At 70.6% G+C, this 12,250-nt stretch carries 12 protein-coding genes and 1 pseudogene; 5 read left to right on the top strand and 8 right to left on the bottom strand.

Features of this window, described 5'->3' with window-relative positions; genetic code table 11:
* Positions 1–126: 126 nt before the first annotated feature.
* Positions 127–474: pseudogene (locus AC30CM_RS09495) on the top strand (C40 family peptidase); the annotation flags it as partial.
* A gap of 50 nt (positions 475–524) precedes the next feature.
* Entirely contained in the window at positions 525–1,799 is a 1,275-nt protein-coding gene (satS, locus tag AC30CM_RS09490; RefSeq protein WP_490116597.1) for a protein export chaperone SatS, read from the top strand.
* Between the two features lie 10 nt (positions 1,800–1,809).
* Here the strand turns inward: satS and AC30CM_RS09485 are convergent, their stop codons facing one another.
* The 5 genes from AC30CM_RS09485 to AC30CM_RS09465 are packed head-to-tail and all read right to left on the bottom strand — an operon-like array spanning position 1,810 to position 6,560.
* Positions 1,810–2,679 (bottom strand): polysaccharide deacetylase family protein, encoded by an 870-nt coding sequence (locus AC30CM_RS09485; RefSeq protein WP_490116596.1) that lies wholly within the window; start codon positions 2,677–2,679, stop codon positions 1,810–1,812.
* Complete coding sequence (speB, locus tag AC30CM_RS09480; protein ID WP_490116595.1) at positions 2,676–3,626, bottom strand: agmatinase; 951 nt, start codon at positions 3,624–3,626, stop codon at positions 2,676–2,678. The genes AC30CM_RS09485 and speB overlap by 4 nt, the downstream gene beginning before the upstream one ends.
* Positions 3,623–4,417, bottom strand: coding sequence for an SDR family NAD(P)-dependent oxidoreductase (locus AC30CM_RS09475; RefSeq protein WP_490116594.1), 795 nt, complete (start codon positions 4,415–4,417; stop codon positions 3,623–3,625). The genes speB and AC30CM_RS09475 overlap by 4 nt, the downstream gene beginning before the upstream one ends.
* Complete coding sequence (locus AC30CM_RS09470; RefSeq protein WP_490116593.1) at positions 4,417–5,094, bottom strand: SDR family NAD(P)-dependent oxidoreductase; 678 nt, start codon at positions 5,092–5,094, stop codon at positions 4,417–4,419. Before AC30CM_RS09470 ends, AC30CM_RS09475 begins: the two co-directional genes overlap by 1 nt.
* Positions 5,091–6,560, bottom strand: a complete 1,470-nt coding sequence (locus AC30CM_RS09465; RefSeq protein ID WP_490116592.1) for an APC family permease — start codon at positions 6,558–6,560, stop codon at positions 5,091–5,093. The genes AC30CM_RS09470 and AC30CM_RS09465 overlap by 4 nt, the downstream gene beginning before the upstream one ends.
* A gap of 193 nt (positions 6,561–6,753) precedes the next feature.
* Between AC30CM_RS09465 and AC30CM_RS09460 the strand changes: the two genes are divergently transcribed.
* A complete protein-coding gene (locus AC30CM_RS09460; protein ID WP_490116591.1) occupies positions 6,754–8,250 on the top strand; it encodes a PucR family transcriptional regulator in 1,497 nt (498 codons plus the stop codon).
* 23 nt (positions 8,251–8,273) lie between these two features.
* On the opposite strand, the gene AC30CM_RS09455 is transcribed toward AC30CM_RS09460, so the two are convergent.
* Genes AC30CM_RS09455 through AC30CM_RS09445 form a run of 3 tightly spaced genes read right to left on the bottom strand, consistent with a single transcriptional unit; the run spans position 8,274 to position 11,072 of the window.
* Positions 8,274–9,362, bottom strand: coding sequence for an adenosine deaminase (locus tag AC30CM_RS09455; protein ID WP_490116590.1), 1,089 nt, complete (start codon positions 9,360–9,362; stop codon positions 8,274–8,276).
* A gap of 4 nt (positions 9,363–9,366) precedes the next feature.
* Complete coding sequence (locus tag AC30CM_RS09450) at positions 9,367–10,668, bottom strand: thymidine phosphorylase (protein ID WP_490116589.1); 1,302 nt, start codon at positions 10,666–10,668, stop codon at positions 9,367–9,369.
* Complete coding sequence (locus tag AC30CM_RS09445; protein ID WP_490116588.1) at positions 10,665–11,072, bottom strand: cytidine deaminase; 408 nt, start codon at positions 11,070–11,072, stop codon at positions 10,665–10,667. The genes AC30CM_RS09450 and AC30CM_RS09445 overlap by 4 nt, the downstream gene beginning before the upstream one ends.
* 235 nt (positions 11,073–11,307) lie before the next feature.
* Between AC30CM_RS09445 and sdhC the strand changes: the two genes are divergently transcribed.
* Both sdhC and AC30CM_RS09435 read left to right on the top strand, forming a co-directional pair.
* Positions 11,308–11,733, top strand: a complete 426-nt coding sequence (gene sdhC, locus AC30CM_RS09440; protein WP_490116587.1) for a succinate dehydrogenase, cytochrome b556 subunit — start codon at positions 11,308–11,310, stop codon at positions 11,731–11,733.
* A gap of 11 nt (positions 11,734–11,744) precedes the next feature.
* Positions 11,745–12,221: a succinate dehydrogenase hydrophobic membrane anchor subunit gene (locus tag AC30CM_RS09435; protein WP_490116608.1), complete on the top strand. Its 477-nt coding sequence runs from the start codon at positions 11,745–11,747 to the stop codon at positions 12,219–12,221.
* Positions 12,222–12,250 lie beyond the last annotated feature (29 nt).

The raw sequence follows: 12,250 nt of genomic DNA, 5'->3' as shown, positions 1-12,250 counted from the left end.
TGCCGCAGTGGTGTCCGTTGTCGCACGCGCTGCAGTGACAGGTACAGCCTCGAGTGGCGGGCATGGCGACCAACTCCTTCACGTATCAGGACATGACTACGTCACGATATGCCCGCTCGCGTCGGCCACGCGGTGGCCGCGAGCGCGGTGCGGCACGCCCTGACGCAGCTCGGCGTGCCCTACGACTGGGGCGGGACCACACCGGGCGTCGGGCTGGACTGCAGCGGGCTGACGCAGTGGGCCTATCGCGAGGCGGGCCTCGAACTGCCGCGGTTGGCGCAGGAGCAGGACGTCGGTTCCCCGGTCGGGCGCGGCGACCTGCGTCCCGGCGACCTGGCGGTGTGGGACGGCCACGTCGCGATGATCGTGGACGCGCAGACGATGATCGAGGCGGGTGACCCGGTCCAGCTCTCGCCGATCCGGACCACGAACGCCGGGCAGGGCTTCCAGGGCTTCTGGCGTCCGACGGCGTGAGGCGCCACCAGCGGGTCCGGCTCGCAGGCGACGTCGTTAGGCTGTGCCGCATGGCTGCGGAAATCGTGCCGGTGCGGCTCGGGCTGACCAAGGGCGATCTGTATACGTTGTGGGCACCGTCGTGGCGGGACGCCGACGACGAGTGGCAGGGCTTCCTCGGCAAGGACGACGACCTGTATGCGTTCGAGACGGTGGCGGACCTGGCGGCGTTCGTCCGCACCAACACCGACAACGACCTCGTCGATCACCCCGCGTGGCAGTCGCTGACGGAGGCCAACGCACACCGGCTGACGCCGAAGGACGAACACGTCTACGACCTGGTCGACGTCGCGGAGACCGCAGCCGACAAGCCGACCGAGGCATCGGTGGACACGCTGCTGCGCACGCTGTCGATCGTGCAGTCGCTGGGGTCGGTGTGCGATCTGACGGCCGTCGCGAAGTTCTTCAACGGCAACCCGGTGCTCGGCTCGCTGGGTGGCGGTATCGACGCGTTCGCCGGACGGCCGGGTCGCAAGCGCTGGGCCGAGGTCGAGGGCGTCATCGCCCGCAACTGGGAGGCGGTGCTGGACTCGCTCGATGCGATCGTCACCACCCCCGAGGGTCTCGACGCGGCGGCCGTGCAGAAGGCCCAGGCCGAGCTCGACGAGCCCGCCCCCGAGCCCGACGAGGACGAGGACGAGCTGGGCGGCGACGAGCCCGTGATCGACGACGTCGTGGACACCCCGTCCGAGGAGGACGCGCTGGCCAAGCACGCCGAGGGCCAGGTGCTGGGTGGCGACGAGGACTTCTGGGTGCAGGTGGGCATCGACCCGATCCGCATCCTGAGCCGCAGCGGTACCTATTACACGCTGCGCTGCTACCTCGGCGACGAGCCGAAGTTCCTGGGCCGCAACGGTCGCATCAGCGTGTTCGGTTCGGAGCGGGCGCTGGCCCGTTACCTCGCCGACGAGCACGAGAGCGACCTGTCGGAGCTGTCGACCTACGACGACATCCGCACCGCCGCCACCGACGGTTCGCTGCAGATCGAGGTCACCGACGAGAACGTCTACGTGCTCAGCGGTTTGGCCGACGACATCGCCGACGGACCCGAGGCCGTCGACCGCGACCAGCTGGAGCTGGCGGTCGAGTTGCTGCGGGACGTCAGCGATTACGCCGAGGACACCTCCGTCGACGCCGCGCTGGGCGCCGACGAGCCGCTGGGCCGGTTCGTGGCCTACGCGCTGGACCCGGCCTCGGGGACCGCGCCGGCGGCGCCGTATGCCAGCGCCGTCGCGCAGTGGGAGCAGCTCGAGACCTTCGTGGAATCGCGGCTGCGCCAGGAGTGACGCCCCGGCGTCAGAAGTCGGCCGGGTCGGGACGTACCACCGAGCGCGGCTGCAGGCCGAGGGTTCGGACGTGCGCGGCGATGGCGCCCAGGTGGGTCACCCACACGTCATCGCGTGAGCACGCGTAGTCGATCAGCCCTTCGAGTGCCGCGGCCCGCGACGGCCGGCCCGACAGGAACGGGTGATTCGTCAGCACGAAGCAGCCGCCCACCGAGCGCATGGCGTCGAATTCCAGCCGCCACAGTTCAGCGACCTTCGCCGGGCTCTCGATGAGGCCGGTGCCGGAGAAGTCCGGCACGTAGCAGTACTGCTCCCAGTCGTCGAGCGCCCACTGGATCGGGATCTCGACCAGCGCCCGGTCCCCCACCGCGAGTTCGTACGGGTGGTCGGCGTCCATCAGCGAGCTGTCGTAGAGGAACCCGCGGTCGGCGAGCAATCCCGGTGAGTGCCAGTTGAGTTCCCACATCGGTGCGCGGTAGCCGGTGGGCCGGACGCCGGTGACGCGTTCGAGGACGTCGGAGGCGCGGTCGAGGATGGCGGCCTCGCGCTCGGCCGACATCCCTGCCATGGGCTCGTGTAGGTAGCCGTGGTGGGCGATCTCGTGGCCTTCGCCGGCGATCCGGCGGACGACGTCGGGGTAGCGCAGCGCGGTGTAGCCGGGCACGAAGAACGTGGCGGTGACCTCGTGCCTGGCCAGGATGTCGAGGATCCTCGGCACGCCGACCAGTGGCCCGTATGCCTGGTGGCTGATCGCCGACATCCGGTCGGCGTGCGCGGCGTCGACGCCCAGCATGGCGGACTCGGCGTCGACGTCGAAGCTGAACGACGCTGCGCAGCGGGCGTTTCCGGGCCACGGCACCGCGGCGGCGGGCACGGTCACGCCTCGGCCCGCCGGGCCAGCAGCGACACGAACTCGTAGGCCAGGTTGGCGGCGGCGACGCCGGTGAGTTCGGCGTGGTCGTAGGCCGGTGACACCTCGACGACGTCGGCGCCCACCAGGTTCAGTCCGTCGAGGCCGCGCACCATGGCCAGCAACTCGCGACTGGTCAGGCCACCGGCCTCGGGCGTGCCGGTGCCCGGCGCGTGGGCGGGGTCGAGGACGTCGATGTCCACCGACACGTACAGCGGTAGGTCCCCGACGCGTTCGCGCAGCCGGGCGATCACGTCGTCGGTGGTGCAGCGTTCGAGTTCGGCGCAGTGCACGATGGTGAAGCCGAGGTCGGCGTCGGCCGCCAGATCCCCGGAGCCGTAGAGGGACCCGCGGATGCCGACGTGGGCGCTGTGCCCGGAGACGAACAGCCCTTCCTCGCCGGCCCGCCGGAACGGGGTGCCGTGGGTCACCGGCTCGTCGAAGTAGGTGTCCCACGTGTCGAGGTGGGCGTCGAAGTGGATCAGGGCCACCGGCCCGTAGCGGCGATGGTGGGCGCGCAGCAGCGGGTAGGCGATGGTGTGGTCGCCGCCGAGGGTCACCAGCCGGGCGCCTGCCTCGATCAACTCGGTGGCCTGCTCGTCGATCTGGGTGACGGCGGTCGCGATGTCGAACGGGTTGACCACCATGTCCCCGGCGTCGACCACCTGCTGGTGGGCGAACGGTGCCACCCGCAGCTCGGGGTTGTAGGGGCGCAGCAGGCGCGAGGACTGTCGCACGTGCGAGGGCCCGAACCGCGCCCCCGGCCGGTAGGTGACCCCGGTGTCGAACGGGACACCGACGATCGCCACGTCCATGCGCGAGACATCCTCGCGCCGTGGGAGTCTGGCGAAGGTGGTGAGGCCGGCGTAGCGCGGGACCTGTTGCCCGTCGAGCTGGCCCCGGACGTCGTCGTTCATACTCGGCACCGTGTTGCTCCTCCGTTGACTTGTAAGGTCTGGCCCACCAGCGCGCCGACGTCGGCGCGTGCGAGAAAGGCCGCGGCGTGGGCGATGTCGTCCGGTCGCCCGATGCGGCCCATGGGAATGTCGCGCGCGTAGCGGTCCCGCATCTCGGGCAGGTCGACGCCGGCCGCGGCGGCGTCGACGCCGAGTTGCGGGGTGTCGACGACGCCGGGCGCGATCGCGTTGACCGTGATGTTCTCACGGGCCAGTTCGCGGCCGAGGGTCTTGGTCAGGGAGATCAGCCCGGCCTTGGAGGCCGAATACGCGGTAGCGCCCGGCCATCCCGTGACCCCCCATTCCGAGGCGATCACGACGACGTTGCCGCCGCCGGCGCGCCGCATGCCCGGCAGCACGGCCTGGATCATCCGGAAGGTCCCGGTGAGATTGGTGTCGACGACCCGCCACCAGTCGGCGTCGTCGTCGGCGGCGGCGTCGGCGGCGGCGTCGGCGTCGGCGGCGAACGGCGCCATGGTCATGTAGGCGGCGTTGCACACCAGCACGTCGATGGGTCCGCGCGTGCGCACGATCTCGTCGACGACGGCGACCATGGCAGGGTCGGTGACGTCGCCGACGGCCGCGAATCCGCCGGTCTCCACCACGAGTTCGCGCAACCGTGGTGAGTCGCGGAGGTCGTTGACTCCGACGTCGGCACCGTCGGCTGCGAGACGGCGGGCGATGGCCTCGCCGATCCCCTGGGCCGCGCCGGTGACCAGCGCCCGGCGGCCGTGCAGTGGTGGCTGGGTCATCAGATCACCGCTCCTCCGTTGGGCGAGACGATCTCGCCCGTGCAGTACTGCGCCTCGAGAAGGAACCCGACCACCCGAGCCACTTCGCCGGGTGTCGTCAACCTCCGGTTCGGCAGCGTGGCAAGGTATTCCGGTTCCCGCCACGGCGAGTCGGCCGCGAGCAGTGGGGTGTCGGTGGGTCCCGGGGCGACGGCGTTGACCCGGACTCCGCGGGCGGCGACCTCGGCGGCGAGGCTGCGCACCAGGCCGATCACGGCCCCCTTGGCGGCGGCGTAGTGCGCGTCGCCGTCACCGCCGCCGATGGCGAGTTCGGAGGTCACCGCGACGATGACGCCCGATCCGCGTGCCAGCATGCCGGGCAGGGCGCAGCGCGCCGTGTTGCGCAGGCCGCCGAGGTGCACGCGCAGCATGCGCTGCCAAGCGTCGGTCGAGATCTCCGACACGGGGGTGATGTCGTAGTGTCCGGCGGCCGTCACCAGCGCGTCGACCTCGCCGAGGTCGGCGGTGATCCGGTCGAACGCCGCGCGAACCGCCTCGGGGTCGGCGACGTCGGCGGTGTAATCGCCTGCCGTCAGGTCGATCCCGGCCACGGTCCAGCCATCGCCGCGCAACCGTTCGGCGATGGCGGCGCCGATGCCCGAGGCTGCGCCGGTGACGACCGCGGTGCGCACGTTCACGAGTCCGCCGGGGGGTTCTGCGCGAGGCGTTCCCCGATGGGCGCGGTGATGTTGCGCCGCACGGTCGCGTAGATCGCGATGCCGACGACGGCCAGGACGGCGGTGGTGAGCACGCTGGCCCAGTTGATGTACCACGGCATGCCGGGCTGGGTGCGCGGCCACGCGACGTTGACGGTCTCGAAGATGATCCACAGCGCGGCGACGTAGGTGACCGGGGCACCCCAGCGGCCGAGGTTGAACGGCCCAGGGCGCCACTTGCCGGTGAGGCGTGCGATGGCCGCGCCGATCACGGGGACGCCGAACGCGATGTAGAAGCCGATGATGTTGAAGTTCACCAGCACGTTGTAGAACTCCGACCCGGCCAGCAGGACGAACACGATGGCCACGACCGCGGTCAGCCCGATGGCGTTGACGGGCAACCGTTCCGGGCCGGCGAGCCCACCGAGCACCTTGGATCCGGGGAGGCTGCGGTCACGCGCCGCACCCCAGATGCACCGCGACACGGCGGCCTGCACGGCCAGGAAGCTCGAGATGAAGCCGATGACGAACATCGCCAGCAGGGGCTTGGTGACACCGGCGCCGAGGTGCGCGGTCAGCGTCTCGGCGACCACGTCACCGGTCTGGGCGGCCACCACCTGGTCCAGGTTGGGGATCGCGAGAATGAGTGCGGCGCTGGAGAACATCACCACCAGACCCACCAGCAGCAGGCCCAGAATGATGGCCTTGGGGACGTTGCGTTCGGGGTTCTCGACCTCCTCGGCGATCGATCCCGCTGCCTCGAAGCCCAGGAACGACCAGCCGACGAACGCGATGGCCAGCAGCATCGGACCCGACGTCCAGGTGGCCGCGTCGGGGATGCTGGCGCTGGACAGCAGCGCCGAGAACGGGTTCTCGCGGTAGAAGATCAGTAGGACGGCACCGAGTCCGAGGGAGCCGATGATCTCGCACGTGATGCTCGCGATCACCATGACCTTGAGCACCTGCCGTCCCACCATGTTGACCCCGGTGCCCACGACGATGATGAGGACGGCCACGCCGCCGGTCTGCCACCGCGACGGTTGCGCGACGCCGAAGATCTGCAGCAGGAAGCCGCTGGCCGCGTAGGACAGGGTGCCCAGGGCGATGGTGAGCCCCCACATGTACGCCCAGGCGGCCACCCAGCCCCACGTCGTGCCGCGCACGTGCCGCGACCACTGGTAGACGCTGCCCGCGTAGGGCCAGCGTGAGGCCAGCTCACCGAACACGGCGGCGACGAGCAGTTGGCCCGCCAGCACGATCGGGAAGGCCCAGAAGAACTTCGGTCCGGCCGCGAACAGCCCCAGGGTGAAGATCGCGTAGACGGCCGCGATGGGCGACACGTCGGCGAATGCCAGCGAGAGCGCCGAACGGAACGTGAAGCCGCGGCTCAGCTGCAGCGGCGCCTCCGTCCCGGCGCGGGAGGTGGAGTTCGAGGTGGCATCGATCATCGCGGCTCCTGTTCACAGATCGTCGAAGCGAACTCTGGGGCGTGCGCCGCCGTTTGTGAACTGATCGATCGCACGAATCCGATCGCCGGGTTCAGACGTTCGTCTAGATTCGTGGGAGGACGTGGCTCGCGATCGACCCACTGACCAGGGCCTCGACGCGATGTCGCGGCCGGACGGGTGTCGGAGGAGAACCGTGGTCTACCGAGTCGCCGACCTCGTCGACACCCCGCACCTGCGGCTGCGGGTGCTCGCCGGCGCGCAGGGGCTGGCCAGCCCGGTGGCGTGGGCACAGACCTCCGACCTGGAGGAGCCGTGGTCCTGGCTCGCGGGCGGCGAGCTGCTGATGAAGAACGGGCGCACGCTGCCCGAGTCGGGAGGGGGGCAGGCGGCGCTGATCCGCGGGCTGGCCGAACAGGGCATCTGCGGCCTGGTGATCGGGCTGGACTCGGCCACCCCCGACGTCGTGCCCGCCGCGGTGGCCGTCGCCGAGGAACTCGGGTTCCCCGTGCTGACGGTCCCGTACTCGGTGGGGTTCGCCGCCATCGGCCGCGCGGTGGCCGCCGGCGCGGGAACCGACGACGGCCGCCGCATCGCGGTCACCGAACGCGTGTACCAGGTCATCCGGCAGTCGGTGAACCACTCCGGGTCGGCCAACGCCCTGGTCACGCTGGGCCGTGACGTCGGCTGTCGGCTCGCCGTCCTCGACGCCGCGACCGGCGAGGTCGCCCTGGACTCGTCGACGCGGGTGCCGGAGGACCTGCGGCGCGCCATCGCCGACGAGATCGCCGGCCGCCGCGGCGCGGTGCCCGGCGTGCTGCACGTCGCCGCCAACGGCGTGCGGGCGCTGGCCGTAGAGGTCCCCGACGAGGAGCCGACGGTGTTGGCCGCGTACGACTTTCGGTCCGCTCCGCCCGACGTCGTGCAGCTGCAGCACCTGGCCTCGGCCGTCGCGGTGCTGCTGGCCCAGCAGAACGTGCGGCGCGAACACGAGCGGCGGATCGGCGCGGAACTGCTGGCCTCGGTGTGCGACGGCCGCCCCGGGCGCGACGCGGCCCGGGTGCTCGGCGAACGCGGTCTGCCGCCTGCCGGCGCCGTCCTGGTGGCGGTGTCGGGTGCGTCGTCGGCGGGCGAACGCCTGCTGCACGTGAGCCTGGGCCGGCGCCAGGTGCCGCACCTGCTGCTGCGCCGCGGGGCCGTGCTGTACGCACTGGTTCCCGCCGGCGCCGCGCCGTTGGCCGCCTTGCGTCACCGGATGGGCCAGACCGCCGCCATCGGGGTGAGCGATCCCGTCGACCACGTCCGTCGTGGGCCGACGGCCCTGCGTGAGGCCACGTGGGCCATGCGGGCCGCCGAGAGCATGCCCGACCACACCGCGCACTACGCGGGCGTCACCATGCTGTCGGTGCTGCGCGACACCGACGAGGCCCAGGTGGTGGTGGACCGGGTGCTGGGGCCCCTGCTGGCCTATGACGCGGACCGCTCGGCGGACATGGTGCGGACGCTCGACGCGTACCTCACCTGTGACCGGTCGTGGGTCAAGACGGCGGCCGCGCTGGGCGTGCACCGGCAGACCGTGGTGTACCGCATCGCACGCATCGAGGAGATCACCGGCCGCCGCGTCGCCGAGAGCAGCGCCATCGCGGAGTTCTGGCTGGCGTTGCGCGCTCGCGACCTGCTCTCGCCCCGCTGATCGGGCCGCCGGGGTGAGGCGGCTCAGCCCAGCAGCACCGCGTACCGCGGCTTGATGACGTCGTCGATGAGCGCGAGCCGTTCGTCGAACGGGAGGAACGCCGACTTCATGGCGTTGATCGTGAAGCGCTGCAGATCGCTCCAGCCGTAGCCGAAGGCCTCCACCAGCCGCAGCATCTCGTGGCTCATGGTGGTGTCGCTCATCAGCCGGTTGTCCGTGTTAACGGTGACGCGGAAGCGCTGGCGCGCCAGTTGGTCGAACGGGTGCTCGGCGATGCTCGTGGCCGCTCCGGTCTGCACGTTGCTGCTGGGGCACAGCTCCAGCGGAATGCGCTTGTCCCGCAGCAGCGACGCCAGCCTGCCCAGCTTGGCGGAGCCGTCGGGCGCGACCTCGATGTCGTCCACGATGCGCACGCCGTGGCCCAGCCGGTCGGCGCCGCAGAACGCGATGGCCTCGTGGATCGACGGCAACCCGAATGCCTCGCCCGCGTGAATGGTGAAGCGCGCGTTGTTGCCTCGCATGTACTCGAACGCGTCGAGATGGCGGGTGGGAGGGTACCCGGCTTCGGCGCCGGCGATGTCGAAGCCCACCACGCCCTTGTCGCGGAAGCGCACGGCCAACTCGGCGATCTCGCGGGAGCGGGCGGCGTGGCGCATCGCGGTCACCAGGCAGCGCACGGTGATCGGCTTGCCCTCGGCGGCGGCGCTCTTCTCGCCCTCGGCGAATCCGGCGAGTACCGCGTCCACGACGGCGTCCAGCGAGAGGCCCTTGTCGATGTGCAACTCGGGGGCGAACCGCACCTCGGCGTAGACGACGGCGTCGGCGGCCAGGTCCTCGGCGCACTCACGCGCGACGCGGTGCAGTGCCTCCGGCGTCTGCATGACGCCGACGGTGTGGGCGAACGGTTCCAGGTAGCGCACCAGCGAACCGCTGTGGGCCTGGGTGCGGAACCACGTCGCCAGCGCGTCGACGTCGGTCTCGGGCAGCTCGTCGTAGCCGGTCTCGGCGGCCAGTTCGACGACGGTGCCGGGCCGCAGCCCACCGTCGAGGTGGTCGTGCAGCAGTGCCTTGGGGGCCTGCTGAATGTTCTCCAGGGTCAGTGGCGTGGTCATGGCGTCACTCCTCGATCCGGTCGATGATCAGCGGTCCGACGTCGGGTGCCCGGTCGTCGACCGACCACCCGCCGTCCAGTTCGGCGATGGCCCCGGCGAAGCGTTCGGGGGTGTCGGTGGTGAGCGTGAACAGCGCCTCGCCCGCGGCGACGGGCTCCCCCGGCTTGCGGTGGATGGTGAGACCGGCGCCGAACTGCACGCGCTCACCGGGTGCGGACCGGCCCGCGCCGAGTCGCCACACCGCCAGACCCACCGCCATCGCGTCGATGTCCCCCATCGTGCCACCGCGCGGGGCGGTCACGGTCTCGGCATGGCCACCCGTGGGCAGGGGCCGGGTGAGGTCGCCGCCCTGCGCCGCGACCAGCGCCCGGAACCGGTCCATGGCGCGCCCGTCGGCCAGGGTGTCGGCGGGGTCGACGCCGTCGACGCCCACGGCGTCGAGCATCTCCCTGGCCAACGTCAGCGTCACCTCGACGACGTCGGCCGGTCCGCCGCCGGCGAGGACGTCGAGTGACTCGGCGACCTCGACCGCGTTGCCGACCGCACGGCCCAGCGGCCGGTTCATGTCGGTGAGCACGGCCCGGGTCGGCACACCGTAGGCGTTGCCCAGGTCGACCATGGTGCGGGCCAGCAGGCGGGCTTCGTCCTCGGTCTTGAGGAACGCGCCGCGGCCCACCTTGGTGTCGAGGACGAGGGCCCGGGCGCCCTCGGCGAGTTTCTTGCTCATGATCGAGCTGGCGATCAGTGGCAGCGACTCGGTGGTGGCGGTGACGTCGCGCAGCGCGTAGATCTTGCGGTCGGCCGGCGCCAGGTCGCCTGCGGCGAAGATCGCGGCACCGATGTCGCGAAGCTGTTGGCGAATCTGATCTTTGGAGATCTCGGCGGTGAATCCGGGGATCGCTTCGAGCTTGTCGAGCGTGCCTCCGGTGTGCCCGAGACCGCGCCCGGCGGCCTGGGGCACGGCGGCCCCGCACGCCATCACGACGGGGACCAGCGGGATGGTCACCTTGTCCCCGACACCGCCGGTGGAGTGCTTGTCGACGAGCGCCAGCGGCGCGCCGTCGCGCCGCAGATCGGTGAAGTCGAAGCGGACGCCGGAGGACACCATGGCCGCCGTCCAGCGTTCGATCTCCGGCAGGCTCATGCCGCGCAGGAAGATCGCCATCAGCAGCGCCGACATCTGCTCGTCGGCCACCCGACCGTGGGTGTAGCCGTCGATCACCCAGTCGATGGCGGCGTCGGAGAGCACCCCGCCGTCGCGCTTGGTGCGGATGATCGACGGGGCGTCGAGCGCGGGCGCGGTCACGCCCGCTCCACGCGGGCCAGGTCGTCGGGCCCGAACGCGTCGGGCAGCAGCAGACTCAGGGCGCGCGGCCCCGCCGGGTGGTCGACGAGCATGTCGGCGCCGCCGTGCTCGAGCAGCAGCTGCCGGCACCGGCCGCACGGCATCAGGACGCTGCCGAGGGCGTCGACGCACGCGAGGGCGATCAGGCGTCCGCCGCCCGTCGAATGCAGGCTGCAGACCACGGCGCATTCGGCGCAGAGACCCAAACCATATGAGACATTCTCCACATTGCAACCAGCGACGATGCGGCCATCGGCGGTGAGCGCGGCGGCCCCGACCGGAAACCTCGAGTACGGTACGTAGGCGTGCTTGGACACCTCGATCGCCTTGCGCCGCAAGTCATTCCAGTCGATACTGCTCGTCACGTCGGCTCCCGCGGTCGCGTTCTGAATGGATTCCGGAACCTCGGACCGCAGTCCGGCCGCGGTGGATAGGCAAACCTAACTTTCTCGGTTCCGGTGGATCCGGGCCTTTCACGCTAGTTCTTCGAGTGGGACATTTGGGATTAGAGTCCACCCGAGGTTTGGGCAGGTTCGGCGTCGAATGGGGCAACCAGACGGCCCGCCACCCAAACTCCACCGATGGCGTTGGAGGTCGGAGATGAGTACAACAACCGCCGCGGATTCCGCCGTACCGGCACCGCGGTCACCACAGCGTCGGCGCACCCTCTATCGCGGCGACCCGGGAATGTGGTCCTGGGTGCTGCACCGCATCTCGGGCGCGACGATCTTCTTCTTCTTGTTCGTGCACGTGCTCGACACCGCGCTGGTGCGGGTCAGCCCCGAGGCCTACAACCAGGTGATCGACACCTACAAGACCCCGATCATCGGTCTGATGGAGATCGGTCTGGTCGCGGCGGTGCTCTACCACGCCCTCAACGGCGTGCGCGTCATCCTCATCGACTTCTGGCAGCACGGCCCCAAGTACCAGCGCCAGATGCTGTGGGCGATCGCGGCGATCTTCATCGTCGTGTTCGTCGCCGCACTGGGCGCCATTGGCATGCACATGGCGGAGGAGTTCCTGTGAGCGGCGGACCCATCAGAACCGAGAATCCCTACGACCATCCCAGCGAGCGCGGCGGACCCGCACCCGTGCTGCAGCGGGCCTTCGACCGGCCCGCCAGCCTGGACAACCCTCGCGCCCCGCGCCGCCGCGGTGGCATGCCGAACTTCGAGAAGTACGCGTGGCTGTTCATGCGGTTCTCCGGCGTGGTGCTGATCTTCCTGGCCCTCGGCCACCTCTTCATCGGCCTGATCTGGGACGGCGGCGTCTACCGCATCGACTTCAACTACGTCGCACAGCGCTGGGCCAGCCCGTTCTGGCAGACGTGGGACCTGCTGCTGCTGTGGCTGGCCCAGCTGCACGGCGGCAACGGCATGCGCACGATCATCGCCGACTACGCGCGCAAGGACTCGACGAAGTTCTGGCTCAACTCGCTGCTGGCGCTGTCGATCATCTTCACGCTGGTTCTGGGTACTTACGTACTGCTGACGTTCGACGCGAACATCGCCTGAACCGCGACCCGCTTGATCTGCTCATTGGT

This window comes from Mycobacterium sp. DHQP2018-32-09 (genome assembly GCF_058148405.1).
This window is presented reverse-complemented; position numbering and strand designations above follow the sequence as displayed.

Excerpts from the sequence above, each read along its gene's own strand:
- satS (WP_490116597.1), top strand. The coding sequence starts at position 525 with ATGGCTGCGGAAATCGTGCCGGTGCGGCTCGGGCTGACCAAGGGCGAT.
- speB (WP_490116595.1), bottom strand. The coding sequence starts at position 3,626 with ATGAACGACGACGTCCGGGGCCAGCTCGACGGGCAACAGGTCCCGCGC.
- AC30CM_RS09475 (WP_490116594.1), bottom strand. The coding sequence starts at position 4,417 with ATGACCCAGCCACCACTGCACGGCCGCCGGGCGCTGGTCACCGGCGCG.
- AC30CM_RS09465 (WP_490116592.1), bottom strand. The coding sequence starts at position 6,560 with ATGATCGATGCCACCTCGAACTCCACCTCCCGCGCCGGGACGGAGGCG.
- AC30CM_RS09455 (WP_490116590.1), bottom strand. The coding sequence starts at position 9,362 with ATGACCACGCCACTGACCCTGGAGAACATTCAGCAGGCCCCCAAGGCA.
- sdhC (WP_490116587.1), top strand. The coding sequence starts at position 11,308 with ATGAGTACAACAACCGCCGCGGATTCCGCCGTACCGGCACCGCGGTCA.